Annotated in this window: 21 protein-coding genes and 1 tRNA gene; 9 read left to right on the top strand and 13 right to left on the bottom strand. The window is 47.1% G+C overall.

The window, feature by feature from the left end; all coding sequences use genetic code 11:
- Nucleotides 1–18 precede the first annotated feature (18 nt).
- Together F941_RS04780 and F941_RS04775 are read left to right on the top strand one after the other, a co-directional pair.
- A tRNA-Glu gene (locus F941_RS04780) sits at nt 19–94 on the top strand.
- Nucleotides 95–265: 171 nt separating this feature from the next.
- Nucleotides 266–943 carry a glutathione binding-like protein gene (locus F941_RS04775; protein WP_005008439.1) on the top strand — a complete coding sequence of 226 codons (678 nt, stop codon included), beginning with the start codon at nt 266–268 and terminating at the stop codon, nt 941–943.
- A gap of 17 nt (nt 944–960) precedes the next feature.
- On the opposite strand, the gene F941_RS04770 is transcribed toward F941_RS04775, so the two are convergent.
- The 6 genes from F941_RS04770 to F941_RS04745 all read right to left on the bottom strand — a co-directional run bounded on the left by F941_RS04770 (nt 961) and on the right by F941_RS04745 (nt 11,194).
- The gene (locus tag F941_RS04770) at nt 961–2,205 is read right to left on the bottom strand and encodes an NADH:flavin oxidoreductase/NADH oxidase family protein (protein ID WP_005008438.1); all 1,245 of its coding nucleotides are present in this window, start codon (nt 2,203–2,205) and stop codon (nt 961–963) included.
- A gap of 103 nt (nt 2,206–2,308) precedes the next feature.
- Complete coding sequence (locus F941_RS04765) at nt 2,309–3,931, bottom strand: ABC transporter ATP-binding protein (RefSeq protein ID WP_005008436.1); 1,623 nt, start codon at nt 3,929–3,931, stop codon at nt 2,309–2,311.
- Nucleotides 3,906–4,919 carry an ABC transporter permease gene (locus F941_RS04760; RefSeq protein WP_005008433.1) on the bottom strand — a complete coding sequence of 338 codons (1,014 nt, stop codon included), beginning with the start codon at nt 4,917–4,919 and terminating at the stop codon, nt 3,906–3,908. The genes F941_RS04765 and F941_RS04760 overlap by 26 nt, the downstream gene beginning before the upstream one ends.
- Nucleotides 4,919–5,986 carry a microcin C ABC transporter permease YejB gene (locus tag F941_RS04755; protein ID WP_005008431.1) on the bottom strand — a complete coding sequence of 356 codons (1,068 nt, stop codon included), beginning with the start codon at nt 5,984–5,986 and terminating at the stop codon, nt 4,919–4,921. Before F941_RS04755 ends, F941_RS04760 begins: the two co-directional genes overlap by 1 nt.
- 23 nt (nt 5,987–6,009) lie before the next feature.
- A complete protein-coding gene (locus F941_RS04750) occupies nt 6,010–7,854 on the bottom strand; it encodes an extracellular solute-binding protein (RefSeq protein WP_005008429.1) in 1,845 nt (614 codons plus the stop codon).
- Between the two features lie 25 nt (nt 7,855–7,879).
- Complete coding sequence (locus tag F941_RS04745; RefSeq protein WP_005008427.1) at nt 7,880–11,194, bottom strand: LysM peptidoglycan-binding domain-containing protein; 3,315 nt, start codon at nt 11,192–11,194, stop codon at nt 7,880–7,882.
- Between the two features lie 206 nt (nt 11,195–11,400).
- Between F941_RS04745 and dnaQ the strand changes: the two genes are divergently transcribed.
- The 3 genes from dnaQ (at nt 11,401) to nudC (ending at nt 15,353) form a co-directional block, all read left to right on the top strand.
- Nucleotides 11,401–12,807, top strand: coding sequence for a DNA polymerase III subunit epsilon (dnaQ, locus tag F941_RS04740; RefSeq protein WP_005008425.1), 1,407 nt, complete (start codon nt 11,401–11,403; stop codon nt 12,805–12,807).
- A gap of 126 nt (nt 12,808–12,933) precedes the next feature.
- Nucleotides 12,934–14,577, top strand: a complete 1,644-nt coding sequence (locus F941_RS04735; RefSeq protein ID WP_005008418.1) for a hypothetical protein — start codon at nt 12,934–12,936, stop codon at nt 14,575–14,577.
- A complete protein-coding gene (nudC, locus tag F941_RS04730) occupies nt 14,577–15,353 on the top strand; it encodes an NAD(+) diphosphatase (protein ID WP_005008416.1) in 777 nt (258 codons plus the stop codon). Before F941_RS04735 ends, nudC begins: the two co-directional genes overlap by 1 nt.
- A 26-nt stretch (nt 15,354–15,379) precedes the next feature.
- Here the strand turns inward: nudC and F941_RS04725 are convergent, their stop codons facing one another.
- The 4 genes from F941_RS04725 to F941_RS04710 all read right to left on the bottom strand — a co-directional run bounded on the left by F941_RS04725 (nt 15,380) and on the right by F941_RS04710 (nt 18,404).
- Nucleotides 15,380–16,261 carry an alpha/beta hydrolase gene (locus F941_RS04725; RefSeq protein ID WP_005008414.1) on the bottom strand — a complete coding sequence of 294 codons (882 nt, stop codon included), beginning with the start codon at nt 16,259–16,261 and terminating at the stop codon, nt 15,380–15,382.
- Nucleotides 16,251–16,943: a BON domain-containing protein gene (locus F941_RS04720; protein WP_005008412.1), complete on the bottom strand. Its 693-nt coding sequence runs from the start codon at nt 16,941–16,943 to the stop codon at nt 16,251–16,253. The genes F941_RS04725 and F941_RS04720 overlap by 11 nt, the downstream gene beginning before the upstream one ends.
- A 66-nt stretch (nt 16,944–17,009) precedes the next feature.
- Nucleotides 17,010–17,417: a YraN family protein gene (locus tag F941_RS04715; protein ID WP_005008410.1), complete on the bottom strand. Its 408-nt coding sequence runs from the start codon at nt 17,415–17,417 to the stop codon at nt 17,010–17,012.
- Between the two features lie 39 nt (nt 17,418–17,456).
- A complete protein-coding gene (locus F941_RS04710; protein WP_005008408.1) occupies nt 17,457–18,404 on the bottom strand; it encodes a penicillin-binding protein activator in 948 nt (315 codons plus the stop codon).
- 10 nt (nt 18,405–18,414) lie between these two features.
- On the opposite strand from F941_RS04710, the gene rsmI reads away from it, so the two are divergent.
- Nucleotides 18,415–19,263, top strand: a complete 849-nt coding sequence (gene rsmI / locus F941_RS04705; RefSeq protein ID WP_005008405.1) for a 16S rRNA (cytidine(1402)-2'-O)-methyltransferase — start codon at nt 18,415–18,417, stop codon at nt 19,261–19,263.
- 185 nt (nt 19,264–19,448) lie between these two features.
- Complete coding sequence (locus tag F941_RS04700) at nt 19,449–19,865, top strand: hypothetical protein (protein WP_018572435.1); 417 nt, start codon at nt 19,449–19,451, stop codon at nt 19,863–19,865.
- Nucleotides 19,866–19,880: 15 nt separating this feature from the next.
- Here the strand turns inward: F941_RS04700 and F941_RS04695 are convergent, their stop codons facing one another.
- From F941_RS04695 to ubiH, 3 genes are all read right to left on the bottom strand, one after another.
- Entirely contained in the window at nt 19,881–20,129 is a 249-nt protein-coding gene (locus tag F941_RS04695; RefSeq protein WP_005008401.1) for a hypothetical protein, read from the bottom strand.
- A 178-nt stretch (nt 20,130–20,307) separates the two neighbouring features.
- Complete coding sequence (locus F941_RS04690; RefSeq protein ID WP_026253305.1) at nt 20,308–21,546, bottom strand: FAD-dependent monooxygenase; 1,239 nt, start codon at nt 21,544–21,546, stop codon at nt 20,308–20,310.
- A 2-nt stretch (nt 21,547–21,548) separates the two neighbouring features.
- Nucleotides 21,549–22,757 carry a 2-octaprenyl-6-methoxyphenyl hydroxylase gene (ubiH, locus tag F941_RS04685; protein ID WP_005008395.1) on the bottom strand — a complete coding sequence of 403 codons (1,209 nt, stop codon included), beginning with the start codon at nt 22,755–22,757 and terminating at the stop codon, nt 21,549–21,551.
- Between the two features lie 464 nt (nt 22,758–23,221).
- Here ubiH and F941_RS04680 point away from each other — a divergent pair, with 464 nt between their 5' ends.
- Nucleotides 23,222–23,725: a GrpB family protein gene (locus F941_RS04680; RefSeq protein ID WP_005008393.1), complete on the top strand. Its 504-nt coding sequence runs from the start codon at nt 23,222–23,224 to the stop codon at nt 23,723–23,725.
- Nucleotides 23,726–24,229: 504 nt separating this feature from the next.
- Nucleotides 24,230–24,637, top strand: coding sequence for a nucleotidyltransferase family protein (locus F941_RS16875; protein ID WP_369405832.1), 408 nt, complete (start codon nt 24,230–24,232; stop codon nt 24,635–24,637).
- Nucleotides 24,638–24,641: the final 4 nt, after the last annotated feature.

The following is a 24,641-nucleotide window of genomic DNA, read 5'->3' as shown; positions in this document are numbered from 1 at the left end:
AAATTTAACTTCTGTACTGTCCCTATCGTCTAGAGGCCTAGGACATCGCCCTTTCACGGCGGTAACCGGGGTTCGAATCCCCGTAGGGACGCCATATTCGAGATTGAGATTTATCAAAATTTCATCTCATAAAAAAGCTCAAGCATTTAAGCCTTGGGCTTTTTTATTGCCTCTATTTTCAGCCAACCTGATCAGAGGCGCTGCATAATGTTTTCAAATTCCTATATATTCAAAAACAGCCTAAACACAATCATTATAAAACCGCATGAACATCACTTTGCATCACCTGCCTAATTCGCGCTCACAGCGCATCCTTTGGCTGCTGGAAGAATTAAATCTCAATTATGATTTGATTATTTACAGTAAGAACACAGCAGATAAGCCGAACAGACAGATGAAGTTCCCGACCCTGCACATTGAACAGAACAGCCAATCTCAGACACTGACTGAAAGCAGCGCAGTTGCAGAATATTTATGCCAGCTTGAACAAAAAATCATGGTACAGCCTGCGGACAGCAGTTATTGGAATTTCTGTTTTTATAAAAATTTTGCAGATGCCGGCTTTATGCCTAACTTGGCCTTAAAACAGGTTTTTACACAGATTACACAGCAAACCCCTTGGCCGGTGCGCTTTGTCAGCCTTGCATTTAAAGCAGCATTCAATCAAGGCTATTTAAACCCTGAGCTTCAAAAACAATTGCGGATGCTGGTCAGCCATTTACAGCAAAGCACTTGGCTGGCAGGAAACCAGTTCAGCATGGCCGATATTCTGCTATGGTTTCCGCTGCAGGCTTGCACATATGCCTATCCGCAATTTTCGGATTACCCTGCTTTAGAACAGTACTTAAAACAAATTAAAAGCAGGCCGGCCTTTCAATCTGCACTGCAAAAAGGCCGCTGGTCGGCTGAAGAGTTTCAGCGCTATTGGCAAATCACGCAATAACGCTGACGCATTTCCCATTAAGCCGATTTGCGCGAATTCACACGGCCTTTAATCACCGCCGTCAAATTGCCTTTTAAGTATTTAAAAAACACTTTTAATGGCGACAGTTTAGGATTTGGCTGCTTACCTTCGCCAATAGCCTTGAACTGCGCCGCATACCAAATAATTTCCATAATCGCCATTTTATCGACCATTGGAATGCCGGTTTTAATTTTATCTACGCCATACCGCACATCCTGCCCGGCCAGCAGACGATCTGCCAATGCCGTTTCTACCGCAAATGGACGCGCAATGCCGACAAACTCGCATGCACCGCTGTCCAGCGCTGCGTTCATGCCTTGCACCGTACGGAAGCCGCCCGTCACCATCAAATGGCATTTCACTTCCTTGCGAATTTTATCGGCAAAATCCAAAAAGTAGGCTTCGCGGGCAATCGTCGATGCTTGACGCTTCTCTTCTTTAGCACCCGCCATGGCTGGCGCTTCATACGTTCCTCCCGACACTTCAATCAAGTCAATGCCAGCTGCATCAATAGCCTTAAATACAGTAATCACATCTTCTTCGGTAATGCCCCCGCGCTGGAAATCGGCGGAATTCAGTTTTACCGCAATAATGAAGCGGTCTGATGTGGCAGCGCGCACCGCGTGATAAATTTCCAATAAAAAGCGCATGCGGTTTTCTATTGAACCGCCCCATTGATCGGTACGCAGATTGGTCAGGGGCGATAAAAACTGGCTGATAAGATAACCATGCGCGCCATGCAGCTGCACACCTTCAAAGCCCGCTTTTTCACATACTGCGGCTGCCGCGGCAAAACGCTGAATAATGTCTTTAATTTCATCTTCACGCAGCGCGCGCGGCGTGCCGAAGGTTGTTGCCAGCATTGGGCTGAACGGCACAGCAGACGGCGCTACGGTTTCTTTATTCAGGCCTTTTGGACACTGGCGGCCCGGATGCGACAGCTGCACCAATTGCACCATGCCATGCTTTTTGCCGATATCAGCCCATTGCTTAAGCAAAGCCAAATCGCGTTCAGATTCAATCGCCACGACGCCCGGTTCATTTTTAGCGCGGATATCCACCATGACATTGCCAGTAATCGCGCAGCCTAAGCCGCCTTTCGCCCATGCTTCATACAGGCCATAATGCAGATGATTCGGCTGGCCCTGAACATTCGCCAGCGCTTCACTCATTGCGCCTTTAATAATCCGGTTTTTAAATTGTGCCCCGCGGATTTGAATCGGTTCTGCAAGATGGCTCATGTCGTTTCCGTTATTTTTTAAATAGTGCTTTTACTCTAAACATATTCTGCATGGCGTCAATAGCATATAGACAATTAATATTGTCAAATCATTCCTGTAAGGATCAGTATTGGCTGGCTTCAATCAGCTTTTGCGTATATTCCGTTTGCGGCTGTGTAAACAAAGCCTCTGTATCCTGAAATTCCACCATTTTGGCGCGGCGGAGCACCAGCACTTTTTGGCAGAGCGCTTTCACCACTTTCAAGTCATGACTGATAAACAGATAACTCATCCCATATTCTTGCTGCAGACGCCGAAGCAGGCGCACAATTGCGCGCTGCGTGGTACGGTCAAGCGCAGAAGTCGGTTCATCCAGAATCAGCACTTTCGGCTGCAGCACCAAAGCCCGCGCCAAGGCAATGCGCTGCCGCTGGCCGCCAGACAGTTCATGCGGATAGCGCTGTTTAAAAGACACCGGCAGTTCAACTTTCTGCAAAGCCTCATCAATGCGCTGCTGAATGTCGTTTTTAGAAATATTCTTGAGCGCCAAACCCTCACTGAGGGTCTGTTCCACATTTAAACGCGGGTTTAAGCTGCTGAACGGATCTTGAAACACAATTTGAAAATGACTGCGCAAAGGGCGCAGCTGTTTTTCATTCAGCTGATTTAAATCCTGTCCCAGCAGCAAAATTTGCCCATCACTGTCTATTAAGCGCGAAACCGCCAAAGCCAGCGAACTCTTGCCGGAACCGCTTTCGCCCACAATGCCGATTGACTGCCCCTGCTGCAGCACCATGCTCAAAGGCTCAACCGCCACAACATAATCTTTGACCCGATTCAGCAGGCCTTGCTTGATCGGAAACTTCACACCCACATTGACCAGTTCGAGGACAGCCGGCTGCGGATTCAGCGTTAACGCTTCGCCAAAATCATGATTGAGCAGATCTTGGGTATATGCCTGCGCAGGCGCATTGAAAATTTGCGCTGCATTGCCCTGCTCAACCGCTTGGCCCTGATGCATCACAATCACCTGATCGGCATATTTGCGCACCAGATTCAGGTCATGGCTGATCAGGATCATGGCCATTTTCCGGCTTTGCTGCAGCGATTGCAGCAAGTTTAAAATTTGCGCCTGCAGCGTGACATCCAAAGCTGTGGTCGGTTCATCGGCAATTAAAATGTCAGGATCCAAAGCCAAAGCCATCGCAATCATCACCCGCTGGCGCTGCCCGCCGGACAGTTCATGCGGATAACGCTTTATTTTTTCCTCAGGCTCTGGAATGCCGACATCATTCAGCAATTGAATCACCCGCTCACGGGTTTTGGCTTTAGACCAGCCGCGAAGCAGCAGGCTTTCGCCAATGATTTTTTCGACACGGTGCAGCGGATTCAGCGCGGTCATCGGCTCCTGAAAGATCATGGCGATCTTTTCACCGCGAATGCAGCGGAGCTGCGCCTGAGTCATCGCCAGAAGGTTTTGACCGCTGATGAGCGCCTGCCCAGACACCCGCAGCGTTTTCGGCAGCAGGCCCAGCAAGGCCAAACTGCTGATGGATTTGCCTGAACCGCTTTCACCGACTATCGCCAGCGTTTCACCTGCATGCAGCTCAAAACTGAGGCCTTGCACCAGCGGCTGCGCATCATCATCATGATCTATCCGCAGCTGATGCACGCGGAGCACCGCATTCGCAGCAGAATCTGCAGCGGTATCTGACGATGTATTATTGACGTCTTGGATCGAATGCATCGCGCGCTGCCTCCCCAATATAGATCAGCAATGACAGTACAATCGCTAAAGTAAAAAAGCCAGACAGCGCAAGCCACGGCGCATTTAAATTATTTTTGCCCTGCAGCAGCAGCTCACCCAGTGAAGCGGCATCCGGCGGCAGGCCGTAACCTAAAAAGTCCAGCGCCGTCAGCGCGGTAATATTTGCCGTCAGCATGAAAGGCAGCTGAGATAGGCTTGAACTCATGGCATTCGGTAAAATATGGCGGAAAATAATGGCCCGGTCTGTAGCGCCCAGGCTGCGCGCGGCCCGCACATAGTCAAAATTGCGCGCGCGCAAAAATTCAGCCCGAACCAGTCCAACTAAGGCGGGCCAGCCAAACAGCAGCATAATGGCAAACAGCCAGTACACGCTTGGCGTAAACATGCTGACCAAAATCATCACCATGAACAGCATGGGCAAGCCGCCCCACACTTCCAGAATACGCTGGCCAATCAAGTCAATCCAGCCGCCGTAATAGCCTTGAACCGCACCGACAGCGATTCCCAAAACAGCTGAGGCCAAAGTCAAAGCAAAACCAAACAGCAATGACACGCGAAGGCCATAGAGAATACGCGCCAGCACATCCCGCCCCTGATCATCGGTGCCCAGCCAGTTCTGTGCTGTCGGCGCTGAAGGCACAGGCACTGCTAAATCAAGATTTGGTGTTTGATAAGAAAAATGGTTGATTGGCCACAGCGCCCAGCCTTTTTCATTAATCAGCTGCTGCACAGCCGGGTCTTTATAATCCGCTTCGGTTTCAAATACCCCGCCAAAGGCCGTTTCAGGATAATTTTTAAATGCGGGCAGATAAAGGCTGCTGCCGTATTTCACCAGCAGCGGCTTGTCATTGGCAATCAGTTCCGCGCCTAAAGACAGCAGAAAAATAATGCTGAACAAAATAAAGCAGCCAAAGCCTAGTTTATTTTCTTTAAAGCGCTTTAAACGCGCCTGCATAATCGGGGACATTATTTCGCTCCCCGTGATTCAAAGTTGATGCGCGGATCAATGACCTGATACAGCACGTCACTGATTAACCGTAAAATTAAGCCCAGCAAGGTAAAAATGAACAAGGTTCCGAAAATCACGGGATAATCCCGCTGCACAATGGCTTCAAACCCCAGCAGCCCTAAACCGTCTAAATTAAAAATAATTTCAATGAATAAATTGCCCACAAAGAAAATGCCTATCAGCGCTTCGGGCAAACCCGCAATCACAATCAGCATCGCATTGCGGAATACATGCCCATACAGCACGCGTGATTCCGTTAAGCCTTTGGAGCGCGCAGCCAGAACATATTGCTTGTTCAGCTCTTCCATAAAAGAGTATTTGGTCAAATAGGTCAGCCCTGCAAAGCCGCCGATCACCATGGCCAATAATGGCAGCGTCATATGCCAGAAATAATCAGCAGCTTTTCCAAAGGCGCTCAGTTCAGCAAAATTTTCTGACACCATGCCCTGCAATGGAAACCATTGGAAATACGATCCGCCAGCAAAAAATACAATCAGTAAAATCGCAAATGCAAAAGCCGGAATAGCGTAGCCAACCGCCAGCAGCAAAGAGGTGGCTTTATCAAATAGCAGGCCGTGCTGACGGGCTTTTTTAATTCCCAGCGGAATCGACACCAGATAAATCAGCAAGGTACTCCACAGGCCCAAAGACAGCGATACAGGCATTTTTTCCCACAGCAATTGGGTCACCGGCTTATCTTTAAAGAAACTGGTGCCAAAATCCAAAGTGGCGTAGCCTTTCAGCATTTGCCAAAAGCGTTCATGCGCGGGTTTATCGAAACCATATTGGGCTTCGATCTTCTGCACCATGTCTTCACTGAGGCCTTTCGCGCCTTGATACTTGCTTCCGCTCTGAGCCGTTTCCCCGCCGCCCGCCGTTCCCATGCCTTGAAAAGCTTCGGCCTGCTGGATGGCTTGCTCGACAGGCCCGCCCGGAGCGATTTGAATCACCACGAAGTTAATCAGCAAAATAATTAACAGTGTTGGGATAATCAATAACAAGCGTTTTAAAATATATGTGCCCATCCTGTTTTCCTTTTATTTTGGGCTTATTGCTTGCGCAGATAATTGGCAACTTTATTGGCCTGTGCGGCATCGCTCCACCAGTAATCAATGCCAGTGGACAGTTTGGGCTTGACCGCAGGCTGTTTGTACATGTTCCAATACGCCAGCCAGTTTTCGCCTTTGCCGTAAGTTGGAATCTGATAGTACCCAGCGCGGAGCAATCGGTCCAAAGCACGAGTGCTGGTCACCAACGCTTGGCGGTCAGGGGCCCGAATCACCTGCTCTATCATGGCATCAATAGCAGGATTTTTAATGCCTGCATAGTTATAGTTGCCATCCTGATCGGCGGAAGCGCTCCCCCAAAACTGCGCCTGCTCATTGCCGGGACTTAAAGACTGCGGCATGACACTGGTGGTCATATCAAAATCTTTGCTCCGCATGCGCTCAATATACTGCGGCACATCCACTTGACGCACATTCACCTGAATGCCTAAACGTTTCATATTGCGCACAAAAGGCATCAATGTCCGCTGCAAGCCGTCCTGATGAATGAGAAATTCAATTTGTATTGGCTGCCCTTTATGATCCATTAATTGGCCATTCTTATATTTATAGCCGGCTTGAATCAGCAGCTGTCTGGCCTGTAATAAATTATTGCGGTTAAAGCCGCTGCCATCTGACACTGGATACTGCCAGTTTTTCAGCACACCTGCACGCTGAACAGGATCTAATTTGGCCAGCAGCGGATTCAGTATAGCCCGCTCGCCGGCAGACGGCATGCCTTTCGCTTCCAGTTCACTATTGGCAAAATAGCTTTGCAAACGCGTGTATTGGCCATAAAACAGCGCTTTATTCTGCCACTCAAAATCATAGGCATAGGTTAGCGCCTGACGCAGGCGGATATCTTGAAAGGGATTGCGGCGGGTGTTGAATACAAAACTTTGCGTGGCAATCGGGTTGCTGTGCTTAAAGCGGTATTTCACCACCATGCCGGCTTTCACTGCAGGAAAATTATATTCCGTCACCCATTTTCTTGCCGTATATTCCTCATGCAGCGTGTACTGCCCAGACTTAAAGCCTTCAAAAGCAATATCTAAACTGCGGTAATAGACGTATTTCAAGCGGTCAAAATTATAGCGGCCTTTATTGACCGGCAAATCTTTGCCCCAATAATTGGGATTGCGTTTATAGCTGATGCTGCGCCCCGCATCAATCCGGTCAATTAAATACGGCCCTGAACCCAAGATCGGCTGCAACGTCACACGGGTAAAATCTTTTTTCGCCCAGTCCTTTTTTGAGTAAATGGGCATTTGCGACAAAATCAGCGGCATTTCCGCATTATTGTCCGATTTAAAACTCATTTTGACCTGATGTTTAGACAGCACTTCGGTCTTGGTTAAATCGGCCAGATACATTTGCAGGCCAGGGTTTGACTTGGTTTGATAGGCATCAAAACTGTATTTCACATCATCTGCAGTCACGGCCGAACCGTCACTGAATTTGGCTTTTGGATTTAAATGAAAAATGACATAAGCCGTTTTATGCGGGTCAAAGGTGACACTTGTCGCCAGCAGCGGATACATTACTCCCGGTTCATCCAGGGAACTGCTCATCAATGAATCGAACAGATAATTGACCCCATCGACTGAACTGCCTTTGCCGTTCATGCTGTTCAAATTATCAAAGGTGCCATTGCTGGCCGTACTCAAATAACCGCCTTTTGGCGCCTTTATATTGGCATAGGGCATGATTGCCAAAGAGGCATATTTCGGCGCACTGTGCACCGCAATGAAAGGTGTGGTCTGCAGCGCAGCCCAGACCCCTTGCGGCAGCACTGCAGTTCCTAAAGCCAGCACATAAGGATAAACCTTGACGAATAAACTGTTCACATTGCTCCCTGCTGTGTGTTTGGCTTTAGTTCGGTACTTTAATGACGTCACCGATACGCAATGATGCAGAAGGCTGCAGATTGTTTAATTCAGCCAAAGCGCCGCTCTCCATGCCATAACGGCTTGCCAAGCCAATCAGCGTATCGCCGCGTTTAATGCGGTATTCCGTAATGGTTTTTGGAATCTGAATTTTTTGCCCGACGCGCAAACCGGCGCGCGCACTTAAACTGTTCATATCCGCCAGTTCAGAAACACCTAGCCCCGTACGGCCGGCAATCGAATTCAAAGACTCGCCTGCTTTTACGGTATAGCTTTCTGTGCTGCGCGAAGGTGCTGGCGCCGGTTTTGCCGCTGCAGGCGCTGCGCTTTTCTCCGCTTCCGGCAAGTCGCCGGCTATTTTTAATTTTTGGCCAATGCGGACAGAACTGGTGCGGCTCAAATTATTCAGATCCGCCAGATAATTCAGCTGCAAATGGTATTTTTGCGCAATAGAAGTCAGGGTTTCTCCCGATTTCACTGTATGCGTTTCCTGAACAAGGCCAGAACTGGCTTTGTCATTTTTGGATGATGATTTGGCTTCAGCTTTCATGGCAGGTTTAACTTCCGCCTTTTCTTCAGGCGCATCACCGGTCAGCTGAAGCTTTTGCCCAACACGCAGGCCGTTATTGCGGTTAATGCCGTTGACATTCGCAATATAATCAATGGTTAAATCATAACGGCCAGCAAGTGCAGAAAGCGTATCGCCCGGTTGCACCACATACTGTTCAGGCGTTTTCTTGATGGCGGGCACTTTCAGGGACTGGCCAGCGCGAAGGCCGGTATTGGCTGCAATATTGTTGATTTCCGCCAATTCAGACACGCTGATTTTAGATTGAGCGGCAACGCTATACAGCGTATCGCCGCGCTGTACGCTGTAGCTTTCTGTTTTATAGCTTGGTTCAAATTTCGCTTCGGCCTTAGGTTCCGCTTTTGCCGCCGGCTTTGCATTGCTGCTGGAAACAGATTCCACATCATTCAGCGGCACATTAATTTTTTGACCCGCCATCAGGTTGCTGAATGCAGTTAAGCCCGAAGTCAAATCCGCCAATTCCTGATTAGACAGTGCATAGCGGTCGGCAATCAGTTTCAAATACTCGCCGCGTTTTACGGTATAATTCTTGGTAGGCACTTTAAGGGCTTTTTTCTCAGCCTCGGCTTTTTTGCTGTCGGCTTCAAGTTTCGCCTTCGATGCGGCTGTTTCTTTCAGCGAAAGCTTCTGCCCCACAATTAAGCCGCTGGTCGTGCTGATATTATTGAAATCCGCCAGCTGCTTCACCGATAAGCCAAATTGGCTGGCAACACCTGTTAAACTGTCATTGGCTTTCACGACATAATTTTCTGGCTGAACTTTTGACTTTGATTCTTCCTGCTGCGCGGCCGGTTTCGCATCGTATAAATAGATCACGGTTCCAACAAACAGCTTAGAATCCGCATCCATTTGGTTCCACTTGGCAATATCACGCCAGTTCACGCCGTTTTTCATGGCGATCACCGCCAGCGTATCGCCAGACTGAACGGTATAGGTGCTGCGTTTCCCTTTTGGCGCAACCACGACCACTTCTGAATCTGTTTTGATGTAGTTTTTGCCTAAATTCCGCTTCGCCTCATCAGAGTCCGGACGGGTATTTTCAGCGACGCTTTTCGGATAAGCAAAGCCTTTGGTCAGCTCTTTACCCTGCTGGTCGGCAATAGATTGGCTGGTTTGAATTGCGGTCAGCTTAATTTTACCGTCATAGGGATCAACAATTTCAGTGCCTTTAGGCGCTAAAGCGGTCAGCTCTTGAACCACTTCATCCTGTTCCGCTTTCGTCGCAACAGGTTTCAGCACTTCATCAACTGTTTTGGTTTCGCCCTCAGCCTTAATCGCCGCCATGATTTGTTCGCGCTCTTTTGCTGACAATGGCGGTTCTGCAGACACGGCTTTAACTGGCGCTGCCGGTGTCACGGCAACAGGAATACGCGGCGCGCTGGGGATATTCGTACTGGATGCGAAGGCAGCTAAAGCATCAGAACCTCTTGGCGTCTGCGCTTGCGGGCGCCCCAAAGCGCTATTGCTGGATACCGCCACAGCCGGCTTCACAGCCACTGCCGGCGTCTTAGCAGATGCCAACACTGGCGGTACAGATATTGAAGGGACAACCGTTTTAGTATTTAAGGCCGGCGGTGTTTCACGCGAAGGTGCAATAGTGACATTATTTTTAGGCAAGTCCTGGCTAAAACCGCCCGCCCAGTAGCCGCCCGCAGACGATTTCATCTTTTTCAGCTTTGCATCTACCGATGGGCTGATGTCAGCGGGAATTAAAATTTTCATCGGGCTGCCCGTGTCAATCACTTCACCGCGGTGCCCAGGATTTAATGCATATAGTTCTGAACGGCTTAAGCCTGTAACAGAAGAAACCTCATCTAGGCTGGCAGGCCCAACCATCACTTCACGGAAATGAGGGCGGTTGGCAATGGGCGGCAAACTTACGCCATAAGCGTCCGGATTTTTAATAATCTGCGCGACCGCCAAAAACCGCGGCACATAGTTCATGGTTTCCTGCGGCAATTTTAAAGACCAGTAATCGGTCGGCAAACCGGCAGCTTTATTGCGGTTAATTGCCTGCTGAATGCGGCCTGGGCCTGCATTATAAGATGCCAGCGCCAATTCCCAAGAACCAAACTGATTATACAAACTGCCTAAAAATTCATAAGCGGCCCGTGTAGATTCCACCACATCACGGCGCCCATCGTACATACTGGTCTGCTTTAAGCCATAAATACGCCCAGTGCTTGGAATAAACTGCCAAAGGCCAGCGGCGGCGGCGCTTGAAGTTGCTGCAGGATCATAAGAACTTTCGATCACAGGAAGCAATGCCAACTCGGTCGGCATGCCGCGGCGCTCCGCTTCTTTTACAGTGTGATACAGATAACGCGATGCGCGCGCGCTCAACCGGTCAATATAGGGCTGACGGGAGGCAAACCAGCCGCGCTGCGCTTCAATGCGGGTATCCCAATGGTTTAAATCCATTTTAAAGCCAACAGTCATGCGCTTCCACACATCGCCATGCTTTAAAACTTGCAGGCGGTCGCCTTCCACTGCCCGCATATCTGTTGCAGAAAGCAAATCTTCCAAACCATCTAAGCTATTGGCATCCAAATAGCCCGATGAACCAACCATTTTCGACTTCGACCCATGTGTTGTGCTGGAAGTAGATGAACAGCCCGTTAAGCCTAAAGCAGCTAACGCTGAACCCAGTACTGTAATTTTGAATAATGACGGGAAAGTAGGCTGACACCAGATCGTGGTTGGTTTATACATAAAAAATCCAAACAACTCGTATAAAATTTATTTTTTAGATATGCCATTGTAGTGAAGCGCCACTCAGACACAAGGCGTTAATTTAACGTGTTTCGAGTATAAATGTTACAAGAAATTAAAAAAACGTCGTGATATCGCTTCCTCATTTGCAATTGCGTTATACAATACTCCCTTGAACTCAGCCTTAACTTTCCGGATTCATATTTATGTCACAAACAATCACGCTTTATGTCGATGGCGCCTGCAAGGGCAATCCCGGTTTAGGCGGATGGGGTGCATACATTATTACAGAATCTGCAGAGCATAAAATTTGCGGCGGCGAAGCGGAAACCACCAATAACCGCATGGAGCTGACTGCAGCGATTGAAGGTGTGCTGTTTTGCCCAATGGATGCCAAACTGATCATTTGGACAGATTCCAACTATGTCAAGCAAGGCATTACAGAATGGATTCACGGCTGGAAAAAGAAAAACTGGAAAGATGTCAAAAATCCTGACCTTTGGAAAAAACTGGATGCTGTATGCCAAGGCCGTGAGATTGAGTGGAACTGGATTAAAGGCCATGCAGGCCACGCCGGCAATGAAATGGCGGATCAGTTGGCCAACCAAGGCGCAGAAGAAACCGCAGCCCAGTTAAAAAACGGCAATGCCGTCGAAACTAAAAAAAAAGCGGAATCTGACTGGCTCTTGAATGATCCTTTTGGATTGGATGCCTCGGATGACGAAGAAGAATATTCCGAAGATGAAATGCACGATGCGGAATCAACGGACGCAGCGGGTGATGCGCCGATCAACACATGGGCTGAAGATGCGCTGGACGAGGCTGTTCCTGCAGACGCAAGCAGAATTCCTGCAAAGCAGGCATCAAACGCGCCGATTCATCCTGCAGTCGTCATTACACCCGCCACATTGGACCTGCAAGGCCCGCGCCAGCTGATTCTGGATACCGAAACCACCGGTTTTTATTTCCAGGACAGCGACCGCATTATTGAAGTCGGCGCAATCGAAATGATTAACCGCAAGCTGACCGGCAGTTCCATTCATATTTATATCAACCCGCAAAAGCCTGTGGGCGAATCTGAAAATATTCACGGCATCAGCGATGACTTTTTAAAAGACAAGCCGCTGTATGCAGAAATTGCCGAGGCTTTATACGAGTACTTAAAAGGTGCAGAAATTATTGCGCATAACGCAACCTTCGATATGAACTTCTTAAATATGGAGTTCACCCGCGCCGGCTTTGGCGCGCTGTCGAATGTCTGCGAAGTGACCGATACGTTAAGCATGGCAAAAGCCAAGCACCCTGGGCAAAAAAACTCGCTGGATGCGCTGGTTCGCCGCTATGAAATTCCGCAGCGTGACCGTACTTTCCACGGCGCCTTGCTGGATGCGGAAATCCTGTCCGATGTTTATTTAGCCATGACTGGCGGGCAGGTTTCATTTGACATCGACGCCCTGACTCATTCTGAAAGCGCTCAAGGCAATGCGTCCAGACAGGCTGTGCAAATTGAGCTGCCTGCCATTATGCCAAGCGAAGAGGAATTAGCTGAGCATGAGAATTGGGTCAAACAATTTGAAGAAAAACATGGAACACCTTGCCTTTTCGCAAAATAAAATCTGAATTCCGTGTTACTTTTTGTATTTAAACCATTAAAACTTACGCTATAGTAAAACAAAAGATGGCCCGCCTGAACAAGGCGGTTCACAAACAAGATAAAACCCTAGGAAAGGTGCAGATCCATGTCCTACCAAACCTCTATTCATTTTGATCCAACGGCATTGCTGATAATAAAAAATGAGGTTGATAACTCGATCAAGTTAGTCGAATCAGCAGTCAGCACCTTAGTGGAAGACCAAACTTTGCCTTTCGGCATTGACGATGCGCTCAATCAATTCGAGCAATGCTCACAGGTTCTGGCGCTGATTGATATGTCCAGCCTTGCTAAAATTGCACAATATTCTGCAGAATTAATGCGCAAGATCATGGGGAATCCTGCCATCATTAACTCAACAGATGTCATTGCGCTCAGCGAAGGCACCACCATGCTGAAACGCTATATCGAATTCATCTGCTTGCGTGAAGTCAAAATTCCGCAATTCTTATTAGATACGCTCAACCGTCTAGAATTGTCATTAGGTAAGCCGCTGACTTCTGAGGGCCAGCATATCGAGACCCTGCTCGACTCAATCACCCCAGATTTTGATTTGCCTCAAGCGCCGGCTTTGGAAAAATCAAAATATGTGCACCGACTGTATAAACTGGCTTTAAACAAGCTGCTGAAGCAGGAAGAAACTGAATCTGACCTGCAAGCCATTAAGCTGGCGGGCGCATATTTAGCAGGCCTGTCTGAAAAGCACCCAAGCAAGCAGTACTGGAACCTGGTTTTTAACGCGTTTAATCAACTTGACCATTTGCTGCTTAGCGAACCCCGCCTGCGCACCTTCATCAGCATTGAACGCAATATGGCGCAATATTTCAGCGCGCCTGAACGCTATAAAGCATCGCTTGCGGATATTGCGAATGTGCTCAGCCTCTGCATCAGCCAAGAAGATGAAGTGTCGCAGCATATCCGCGGCAAATTGAATATTGGGGACGACCTGCTGACTGATATCCAGCTTCAAGTCTTCAGCCGTCATTTGTATGGCCCTGATTTTGACACCATGCATACCATCAGTGATTTAGTCACTGCTGAAATGACGCAAATCCGCAATGATATTGAGTTCAACTATCAGAATATGACACCTGAAAAAACTCAGGAACTGCAAGCTAAACTGCTTCAGCTGGGCAATATTTTCAAAGTGCTGAACTTGAACGAAGCGCATAATGATCTGACTCGCCAAGCCGCATCCTTAAACCAAACAGAAATTTTGAAAGATGAAAATTTTGCGCAGCAGCTGATGAACTGCATTTTATCTGCCATGAATTCGATTGGCGTACTGGAACGTCACCACACTTCAAGCCGTCTGCAGCTGCGTGTCAACAACATGAACATTTCATTAGACCGCTTAGACGAAGCGCATGAAGCGCTGCTGAATGAAACTAAGCTTTTGATTGATGCAGCCAGCCAGACTTTAGTTCAGTTTGTAAAAGATCAAGATCCTGCCCTATTGCAGACAATTCCTTCACAATTGCGCGAAATTGGCGGCGCCTTGCTGTTCTTGAATGCTGAGACAGGCCGAGATGCGCTGAATGCTGCCGCGTCTTTCCTGCAAAGCCGCATGGATGCAACCGATGCGATAGACACGCAAAACATTAACCATGTTTTAGATACGCTGGCGAGCGCAGACATGCTGATCGACAATTTAAAGAACAAATTGCCTGTATTGCACACGATGTTTAAGGTAGCATTGGAAAGCAGTGATAAACTGAAATCTGCAGCCTAATGACCACACTCTCGCTTGCCTATATTTTCAAACAGCAGCAGCTGTTAGTCGATGAACATTATCAGCTTCCTCAAGTTGAAAGCCTGGCAAGCGATTTGCTGATCAGCTCGGGTGATCAAGTGATTGCCCGTGACCTTCTGGATCATGAGCCTATCCCTGACGGCTTGCAGCTCGTACCGATCCGCCAATTGCTCCAGCTTTGGAATATCAAAGAGTTTGAACAGGCCAGCCGCGCTATTCAGCTTTTAGAATGGCGCCGCAACCATAAATTCTGCAGCCACTGCGGACATAAAACCGATGTTCACGCCAGTGAATATGCCATGGTTTGCCCTTCCTGCGGCTATCATCAATATCCACGTGTCAATCCCTGCGTCATTACGGTGATTACCCGCGGCCAAGATGAAATTTTGCTGGCCAAAAATGCCCGCAATAAAAACAGCGAAATGTACGGCTTAATTGCTGGCTTTATTGAAGTTGGAGAAACGCTGGAAGATGCTGTACGGCGGGAGACGCTGGAGGAAGTCGGCTTGACGCTGCAAAATATTCAATATCTGGCCAGTCAGCCCTGGCCTTTTCCAAGCAATTTAATGATCGCGTTTGAAGCAGAATACGCTGCGGGTGAAATTAAACTGCAGCCCGAAGAAATCAGTGATGCCGCCTTCTTTAAATTTGATCAGCTGCCGGAAATTCCATTTAAAGGCAGTATTGCGCATGCCATGATCATGCATGCGATTCATGGCACGGCTGTTGCGGATGATACGCAGGCTTGGCTTTAAGCTACAGCCAAACGCGTTTCAGCCGATTATTTTAATGCATCGTCCAAGGCGCGCATAATAGCTGTTTTAGTGCTAAAAAAACGGCTAAACAAACTGGAAACAGAACCAATCATCGTAATATGCCCAACCCGCGGCACAGAAATCAGCTGACTGTAATTGCCCCGCTCCCGCAGCTTGGCATCAAAATCCATGCTGTTGCTGTGCCCGACAATGTTGTCATTGGCTGCTGTAAACAAATAATGCTTAATGGAATTTTGCTCCACAAAATAGTACGGCATTACCTGCTGATACGGCAGGTTCTGATCAAAGGCATCGGCGCAAAGCGGGTCGCCCTTATAATCAAAATGATAGGGTCCAGCTAAACCGATAATCGCCCGAATCTTATCCTTGCTTTGCAGCGGATACGGGTGCGGATTATACAGAGCCGACATCACATTGAATGCGCCTGCAGAATGCCCCATCAGCACAATGTTTTCGGCGGCTATCTGCAGTTTTTGCTGTGACTGGCTGAGAAAATTCAGCGCCAGGCTCAAATCATCAATGTAACTTGGAAAGATATGCTTAGGCGCAAGATGGTAGTTAATCACCGCCACATCAAAGCCTTCTTTGGCAAAAGCTTCACCGATAAAGCTGTAATCCTTTTTATCCCCATGCATCCATGCCCCGCCATGCACAAAAACAATCAGCGGGCGCTGCTGGCGCGGCGCGCTGCTTCGGTATAAATCAAGCCGGTGGCGCGCTTTCAGGCCATACGGCACATTATGCTGTACGGTATAGCCCTGCTTTGGCGTTAACCGGTTTAATGCATAACTGCCAAAGTCATAAATGCGGAAATTCCGATACATGAATTTCGCAAGTTCAATTTTCTGATGGAGCTGCTTTTTCCAGCTTTTCACATTAAGGTGCATTATTCGGTTCAGCTGTATCCGGGTCTATAGCAACGGGCGTTTGCGCTTCTACAGCGCCATTGACCATCGGTGCTGAAAAGCTTGACGCAGTTGAGGCTGGCGGAAGGCCCTGATCAATATTATCCACCAAAGTCACGATTTTGGTCACATTGCCCACTTGCTGCAGCACCTGATTCAAATCATTAATTTCAGCCGTATTCAAACGCCCCATGACATACAGGACGCCATCTTCGGTATGAATATTGACTTTGCTGTCCGAAACTACGGGCGCTTTCATAATCAGCCCGCGAGTATTCGCTGTTACAGCCGTATCTTGCATAATGGTGTTATAGTTGATCTGATTGCCGACAGTAATAAAGTTGTGAATGCTTTTCACATCACTCATGGCTTTAACATTGTCTTCGGCCAACTGCTTGAGGTGCTCATCGGGAACCTGCCCCGTCAGCAGCACATTGCCATGAAAACTGTCGATGTTGACACGAGCCTGCTTAAAGCGCGAATCCAATTTATATAAATTAATTTTTGCTGTTCTAACAATTGAAGAATCAATAAAAACCTGACCTAAAGAACGCGCACCGCTTTCTGTGCCTACAGGCGCTGTGCCTGTACCGCCGGAAATAAAACTGGCGCATCCTGATAAACTTGCGACACATAACATTGTCATTGCAATACGCTTAACCACTCAGCATGACTCCTCAATATTTTTTTTCAGTCGATTTCTATCTATGCATTTACACAGTATATTTGTTCAAAGATTAATAAACTCTTGATCAAAAGTAAAAGCATTTTCTATCCATTGCAAATCATAAGTGAAATTGGAAAAATCATGCTGTAGTGATTTTGCAAACCGTTGATAAAAATCAAAACAAATCACATCAAAGCGGCAAAAATACTGTTGAAAACCTGGCTGTTCATTCAGAAAATACAGGGCAGTTTTTAGCATTTTACGCTGCTTATGTATAGAAACGGTTTCAGAAGCCTGTGCATATGCCGTTTTAGACCGCGCTTTGACTTCAATAAACAGCAGTTCCTGCCCGCGCTGCACAATCAGATCGATTTCACCAAAACGGCTGTGATAATTGGCCTGCACCAAGGAAAAACCCTGCCGCTCGGCCAATTTAAGCGCCTGCTGTTCAGCCCATTGCCCCATCTGCATCAATTCTGCTTCCCTTTAAAATGAATAAATTCAATGCATTTAAATGGCCGTTATGCCTTTTCCTGTATTGTGATAGCAATGCGGTGTACGCTGAATGTGGTTGCCGTTAATTTGGATCAGCCCAGTTCTCCCCTCAAAAACCGCTTCTTTCAGTTTTGGGTTCTGCAGATACAGCTGCGCAATGCTCCATGCATCGCCGCCAAAGGCCAGCATGCGCTGATAAGGCATTGCGACCGGATGCTGCTGATAAGCGCTGTACAGTTCCGCCCATTGACCGCGGTATAGCGCAGGCGTATCGCAGAATTTCATGCCTTTCGGAATCGGCTGATCTTCCTCAATGGCATTGGATACGGTATAAATCTGTTTTTTCGGCAATTTCTGCTGCCCATTCATCCACTCATTATTTCCCAGCAGCAGCAATGCCTGATGCCTTTTTAGTTTTTTCGGCGGCGCATGTACCACTTGCATTTGCAAGCCCGCCTGCGTGACCAAAGACATTAAAAACAGCTCATGCTCTGTTTCCGCGCCCGGCTGACGCAGCACCAGCAGCTCCTGCATCCGGTCTTCCGCCAGTATTTTTTGCAAGGCTTGCGCATCATCTTTTTTCGCGAGGCTGAATTGCGTGATATTGCCCGCCTGCACGGCGCCTTCATTCAGCGTTAAAACCCGTATTTTAGGTCTGGCTTTCATCAGCGCATCCACCTCTGCGCGCGCCAAAGGCCCCACGATCAGCTTGGTCTTTGCTGTAATATTCTTCTTCAGCACTTTGGCTATTTGTTTTTGATCAGAATTCACAAATTTAAGGGGTTCTGGATGGCCAGACGCCGCATATGCGCTTTGAAAACCCAGCTTGATGCTCGATGCCGCTCGCGCCATAGGGCCAGATTCGGGTAAAATAACCAAAACCTCTGCTTGGGCGTAAGTCATTCCTCCCATCAACGCCAATACAAGTAAATTTTTCTTATTATTCCGCTTATTCTTAAACATGGAGAAACCTATGGGTGCTCAGTTATTTGTTGTTGCGACTCCAATCGGGCACTTAGATGATATTAGTTATCGTGCAATTAATGTTCTGAAGTCGGTTAATATTATTGCCGCAGAGGATACACGAACTTCTGCGCAATTACTCAAACACTTTAATATTCAAACACCGCTAACCGCCTGCCATGATCACAACGAAAGCAATAAGATTGATCAGCTGATTCAGCGCCTGAAAAATGGCGAAGATATGGCGTTAATCAGTGACGCCGGCACACCGCTGATCAGCGATCCGGGCTTTAAGCTGGTGCGTGCCGCGCAAGAACACCATATTCAAGTCATTCCTGTACCAGGCGCCTGCGCCGCCATTGCTGCGCTCAGTGCCGTGGGGCTGCCCAGCGACCGTTTCAGCTTTGAAGGTTTTTTACCGTCAAAACAGTCACAGCGCCTTTTAGCGCTGCATAAGCTGAAAGATGAAACCCAGACCATGATTATTTATGAAGCGCCGCACCGTATTGTCGCGTGTTTAAAAGATATGGCTGAGGTGTTTGGCGCAGAGCGGCCTGTCGGCTTTGCCCGTGAAATTACCAAGACCTTTGAAACCATTAAAAAAATGACGCTGGGCGAATTGGTGACTTTTGTGGAATCTGACCATAATCAGCAAAAAGGCGAAATTGTCTTGGTGATTGGCGGCGCAACTGCAGAAAAAGATTTGGAACAGGAAAAGCTGGATCAATTGCTGACCCGGCTGCTGCAGGATTTATCGGTGAAAGCGGCCTCTCAGTTAGCCGCCGACTTAACCGGCATTAAAAAGAAAGTCGCCTATCAGCGCGCTTTGGAACTCACTCAAAACGTTGATGAATCCTAATCCGCACAGCAGCGCATAAACGGCTCTGCGGATAAGAAAGGCATGTTCAATATTGGTCATGGATATGCTTTTCTTAGCACTTAAACATACAGAAGCAGCGGAATTATTGAGTCCGCATTTGAATCCTTGAGGACGTGATGCCATACTTTTAGAATAATGATCAACACCTCAATAACAATAACCGCATGATGGCAAAACTCACGTTTAAACCGGTCTATCTATTCAATCTCTTTTGGCTGACTGGACTGCTGCATATTGCATACTATGGCTCAAAGCCTTATCCGCATTATATTTTTGATCAAATGATGACACCGGATGCTCAGGCCGTATTCATCACTTGCGGTATTTTTTCGATTTACTTTATTGCCGGCAATATTTTGCGCCTTACGCCTCTTTGGCAGACGCCGCGCTATTGGCCTTATATTTTTCTCAGCGCTATTTTAGTGTTTCAAGCATTCATTGCCTTTATTGGGACAATGCATGCTCCGCCTTACTGGGGAGCTCTGATCCTCAACTGCATGTTTATGCTGCTGGCGCATTTTGTATTTTATCCGCTCTACGCCATCAGCAAAAAATACACAGAAAAGAAAAACACTGCCTAAAAGCAGTGTTTTTTATCAGTCGTGCGCGTTTTCATCCGGCGGCACTTCAGTAATCCTGCCGCCTCGCGCCAAGAATGCAGCCACTTCATCTTCCAGTGTCTGACGCTGTTTCAGCTTAGCGGTGACAGTCAATGTTTCCGCTTCTGCAACATCACCGTCAGATGCGCCTTCTGATGCATCTGAAGCGCCTTTTTCGGCTGCTTTCGCTTCGTCATCATCTACTGCAGAATCTTCTGATTCATCATAATCATTCATTTCTGTCATCTTGCTCTCCCCACGAATGACTGCTTGTACTTGTCAGGCAAAAACCTGATTTTGATTTAGAAGAAATTTATCAATCTCTTTGGCTTTCGCATAGAGCTAATCACCATAAAATCGTATCTTTTTTGATCAAAATCGTAATCATGCATTTACAGATGCTTAAAAAACTCGCTATTTCTGCTTATGCGCAATAACGGGTCGCTTTCAAAGAAGATAAGCCGCTGGCCTGAGCCATAAACGCGTCTTTTAAAATGTGCTGATTTTCGACTTGCTTCAAGCCAAAATTGCGCGCCCAAACCACGGGAAACAATGCTGCAGTTTCCAGCCAGCCAATAGCAGACATGCTGTGCATCATGGCATCATTTTGCCCTTTGCGGCGGTGCTCATAGCGTTTTAAGGTCTGCTCATGCGCCCACACGCCGCGCGCCTTGTCATGCAGCAGCGCATCGCACAGCACCGCGGCATCTAAACAGCCAATATTCACGCCTTGACCTGCCAGCGGATGAATCACATGGGCAGCATCGCCTATCAGCGCTAAACCGGCTTTGACATACTGCTGCGCCGCACGCGCTTTCAGCGGGAACTTGGCCCGCGGTGTCGCATCCAGCACTTCTCCCAGCATGTGATGGCTTTCACGGGTTAAGAGCGCCTTAAAATCCTCATCTGATAAAGCTGCATATTCGTCTGCATAATCGTCTGGCAACGTCCAAACAATAGATTGCCAATAACCGTTTTGCTCTGTGCTTAAGCTCGCCATCGGCAAAAATGCCAGCGGCCCGGTTTCCAAGAAAATCTGACGCGCCATATGCAAATGCGGCTGCGCAGTGCGGATCGCGCAGCTGATGCCTGCCTGCTGATAATCCAGCACATCAATATCAATAAACGCTTGTTCACGGACAAAAGAATTGGCGCCATCCGCCCCGATTACCAATTTGGTTTTCAGCTGAGTGCCGTCCGCCAAATGAATATGCCAAATGCCGACACCTTCTTCGACTCGAATGACTTTAACTTGAGTTCGATAGTCTTTGAGCTGTTCCAGCATTTGCTGCTGTATCGCCAAATTCAAAATGCTGGGTTCGACCATTGAACCCAGCGCCTGCTCTGCACTCGGGCTGCGCTCAGAAGCATGTCCAAAATTAATTTCGCCATAGCCATTTTTATTCCACACCTGCATGCCGCTATAGGGCATCTGACGGGCTAATTTATCCCAAACACCTACTGTTTTCAGCAAATGAATAGTGGCTTGGCTCAGCGCCAATACGCGCGGATTGGCAACGGCTAAATTCTTTTCTGCATCCAAAATGGGCGCGGCATCCAAGACAGTCGCCTGTACACCGCCTTGCGCTAACAGCAGCGCTGCTAGACCGCCCACCAAACCGCCGCCAATAATAACTGCATCCAATACCGGATCATGACTCATATTCATGCTTTCAGCCCCATTGCATAATTTGCGACCAGCGGTTTAATGCCGGGAATCGTGTCAAATGCCACCAAGCCTGTATTGCGGATCAGTTTTAAAATTGGATTTTGGTTGCTGAAACCGCGCACTACAGAATCACAGAATTTAATCACTCGCTGCTGATCGGTCAGGCGGGACTTTTCATAATCCAGCAGCATGGCGGCGTCACCCAAGTCGGAAGCTTGGGTATTTTGCTCGATTAAATAGCGGCGCAGCACATAGGCATCCCGCATGCACAGGTTAAAGCCCTGTCCTGCAACTGGGTGAATGGTATGCGCGGCGTTGCCCATCAGCACCACACGGCCGACTGCCTGCTTTTCTGCCAATACTTGTGACAGCGGAAAACTGAAACGCTTGCCGGTTTTTTGGAACTTGCCCGCGCGGTCGCCATAAGTCTGCTGCAAAGCATCTAAAAAGTGCTGATCATTTTCATCGCCCATCCACTCACCTTCTGTACCCGCAGGCACTGGCCAAACCACTGAGCGTCGGTATTCACCCGGCAGCGGCAGCAGCGCTAAAGGCCCTAGCGGACTAAAGCGCTCAAAGCCGACATGATTATGCGGTTTTGAGGTTTGCACAGTGGTAACAATCGCCACTTGATCATAATCATGTTCAGATGCTCCAATGCCTAAAGCTTTGCGGCAGAAGGAATCGCGGCCATCAGCCGCAATTACTAATTTTGACTGCAGTGCAATCTTTTCTGCTCCGCGGATGGCTTCAATATATGCCCAATCTGCATCTTGGGTTAAAGAAGTGACTTGCACGCCATCAATCAGTTCAACCAAAGCTTCTTGCTTAACCTGCTGCAGCAGCACACGGCCCAGCCATGCATTTTCAATGACCTGTCCAAAACTTTCGACTTTTTCCTGTTCTGCTTTTAAGCGGGCTTTGCCGAAACTGCCCTGCTCTGTAATGTGCACTTCATAAATTGGCGTTGCATGTTCCTGCAAGGCCTCCCACAGGCCCAGCTCTTGATAGATTTGCACAGTGCGGCGCGACAGTGCGCTGTTTCGCGCATCAAAACTGGAATGATAAGGAGCAAGATTGGCATCATCATAATTTGGATATTGAATGGCTTCGAGCAGCTTCACGCCAATATCCGCTTTTGCCAACATAAGCGCCAGACTCAGTCCGACCATACCGCCGCCAACAATAATGACTTCTTGCTGCATGCTTTCATCCTTTTTTATGAGGTACTCGAATTCAGGAGATTCATTCGAAATACGTATAATCTGTAATGGATTTTATATTACATCAAGGACATGCATTTTTATAATGAATTAGAAATTTGTTGCAGGGTTGAGTACCCAACCGCTTCATCCTTTGTGAATGACCAAGCCAAGGGTCCATCTTTTTACTATGGTATTTTCTGCTGAACATTTAGGAACTTATTTAAGCAAACGAATCAAACATGCAGACAATTAATTAAATAATAGCCATAAAATATGATAAATCATTTAAAACGCCCCTGCATTCACCATTGGGCTTAAAATATGAGTTAATATTATGATTAATATAAGATAAAAATTACTTTTTTATTCCCACGCAGAGAGTTCTCTGACAAACTCAGTACGGCCCAAGCGACAAAGCTATGACGTCCCAACTTTTAAGTTTATTGGTATAAAGAGTAAGCGCCATGAAGCTCACGAGCAAAATTTCTCCATACGATATTAGATGGTCCATACTTTTTCATGCAGCCAAAGCACAAATTGCAAAGGCTTTTGGAACTGAACTGATTGATATTCACCATGTCGGAAGTACTGCCGTTTTAGGTCTCGCTGCCAAGCCAGAAATCGACATACTGATTGAGGTTTCTGCACATATCAATGAAACTGCTCGAAATAATGTCATGCGTGGCCTCGGATATGTACGTGGCAGTGATCTGTCATCAGGCCACCATTTCTACCGCCGAGATATAAATGGAGTGCGGACACACAAAGTGCATGTCTGTATTTCAGGTCATCGTGAAATTGATAGAATGCTTCGATTTCGAGATATGCTAATCAATCATCAAAAAATTCGACAAAGTTATCAGGACTTAAAACTCGAATTAGAGAAAAGCAATACGGGCGGCATTGCTGAATATCTCATCCGCAAGGCGCCTTTTATCGAGAATGTTATGGAGTCGCTCACGGATTAAAGTCACTTTAGTGGATTATCACAGCCATAGCTAAGCTGCCATTATTAACTGAATCAAAAGAAAATCTAAAACGCCTATCACGATCAAATCTGCAGGAAGCAGTCTAAGAGACTAATACGAAATCCCCTGACAGGATGTCAGGGCTTAAATAAGTATTTCGCATCAGGTGTATCATGTTAATTTTAAGGAAACTTAAAAATGAAGAAATTAGAAATCATTTTTTCAATAATCTTATTCCTCATTATTTTGTGGGGCATACAATGGATGTTTCATGGTTTTCCGGCAAAAAATTAAAACCATATTCCTATTAATCGTAGATTTTTACTCAGAAAAAAATGGCACTGACAACAGAAAATTTCCTCAATATTGCGATGAAAAACACCATCAATGCTGAAATTGCTTTTAGGCTTCCCCAGCTTGGTTTAGATCAATGTATGCTCACAGCTGGATGCCTATTTCAAACGATATGGAATCATCAATCACAATTACCATTAACTTGGGGGAATAAAAGATTACGATGTTTTCTATTTTGATGAAGATTTATCTTTTGAAGCTGAAAACAAAATTATTAATTCTGCTCAAAAACTTTTCCAAGATTTAGATATTAATATTGAATTAAAGAATCAAGCCCGTGTTCATCTTTGGTATAGCAGCCGATTCGGTGGACAATACCCAAAACTAGAATCAACTCAAGATGGTATAGACCGTTATCTAATTTCAGGAACATGCCTTGGTTTAGATATTGAATCGCACAAAATTTATGCTCCAAATGGCTTCTCTGATACAGAACAAGGAATTCTTCGCATTAATCCTAAAAATTACAAGTTAGATCTATTCCACCAAAAAGCTAAAAGTTATCAAGCTCGCTGGCCTTGGCTTAAAATTATAGAGCCAAATTCGCAAGCTGTTTAACATA

Origin of the sequence: Acinetobacter bouvetii DSM 14964 = CIP 107468, from assembly GCF_000368865.1 — a bacterium.
In the GTDB taxonomy this organism is placed as follows: Bacteria; Pseudomonadota; Gammaproteobacteria; order Pseudomonadales; family Moraxellaceae; genus Acinetobacter; species Acinetobacter bouvetii.
The sequence above is the reverse complement of the archived record's forward strand: the minus strand, read 5'-3'. Positions and strand labels throughout refer to the sequence as shown.

Bases quoted from the DNA above. Each gene is read 5' to 3' on its own strand.
- F941_RS04710 (WP_005008408.1), bottom strand. From the start codon at position 18,404: ATGTTTAAGAATAAGCGGAATAATAAGAAAAATTTACTTGTATTGGCG.
- F941_RS04765 (WP_005008436.1), bottom strand. From the start codon at position 3,931: ATGCATTCGATCCAAGACGTCAATAATACATCGTCAGATACCGCTGCA.
- F941_RS04745 (WP_005008427.1), bottom strand. From the start codon at position 11,194: ATGTATAAACCAACCACGATCTGGTGTCAGCCTACTTTCCCGTCATTA.
- F941_RS04715 (WP_005008410.1), bottom strand. From the start codon at position 17,417: ATGCAGATGGGGCAATGGGCTGAACAGCAGGCGCTTAAATTGGCCGAG.
- F941_RS04770 (WP_005008438.1), bottom strand. From the start codon at position 2,205: ATGAGCCATCTTGCAGAACCGATTCAAATCCGCGGGGCACAATTTAAA.
- F941_RS04725 (WP_005008414.1), bottom strand. From the start codon at position 16,261: ATGCACCTTAATGTGAAAAGCTGGAAAAAGCAGCTCCATCAGAAAATT.
- F941_RS04775 (WP_005008439.1), top strand. From the start codon at position 266: ATGAACATCACTTTGCATCACCTGCCTAATTCGCGCTCACAGCGCATC.
- F941_RS04680 (WP_005008393.1), top strand. From the start codon at position 23,222: ATGAAGCTCACGAGCAAAATTTCTCCATACGATATTAGATGGTCCATA.
- F941_RS04700 (WP_018572435.1), top strand. From the start codon at position 19,449: ATGATGGCAAAACTCACGTTTAAACCGGTCTATCTATTCAATCTCTTT.
- F941_RS04735 (WP_005008418.1), top strand. From the start codon at position 12,934: ATGTCCTACCAAACCTCTATTCATTTTGATCCAACGGCATTGCTGATA.
- dnaQ (WP_005008425.1), top strand. From the start codon at position 11,401: ATGTCACAAACAATCACGCTTTATGTCGATGGCGCCTGCAAGGGCAAT.
- rsmI (WP_005008405.1), top strand. From the start codon at position 18,415: ATGGGTGCTCAGTTATTTGTTGTTGCGACTCCAATCGGGCACTTAGAT.
- nudC (WP_005008416.1), top strand. From the start codon at position 14,577: ATGACCACACTCTCGCTTGCCTATATTTTCAAACAGCAGCAGCTGTTA.
- F941_RS04695 (WP_005008401.1), bottom strand. From the start codon at position 20,129: ATGACAGAAATGAATGATTATGATGAATCAGAAGATTCTGCAGTAGAT.
- ubiH (WP_005008395.1), bottom strand. From the start codon at position 22,757: ATGCAGCAAGAAGTCATTATTGTTGGCGGCGGTATGGTCGGACTGAGT.
- F941_RS04755 (WP_005008431.1), bottom strand. From the start codon at position 5,986: ATGGGCACATATATTTTAAAACGCTTGTTATTGATTATCCCAACACTG.
- F941_RS04760 (WP_005008433.1), bottom strand. From the start codon at position 4,919: ATGTCCCCGATTATGCAGGCGCGTTTAAAGCGCTTTAAAGAAAATAAA.
- F941_RS04690 (WP_026253305.1), bottom strand. From the start codon at position 21,546: ATGAGTCATGATCCGGTATTGGATGCAGTTATTATTGGCGGCGGTTTG.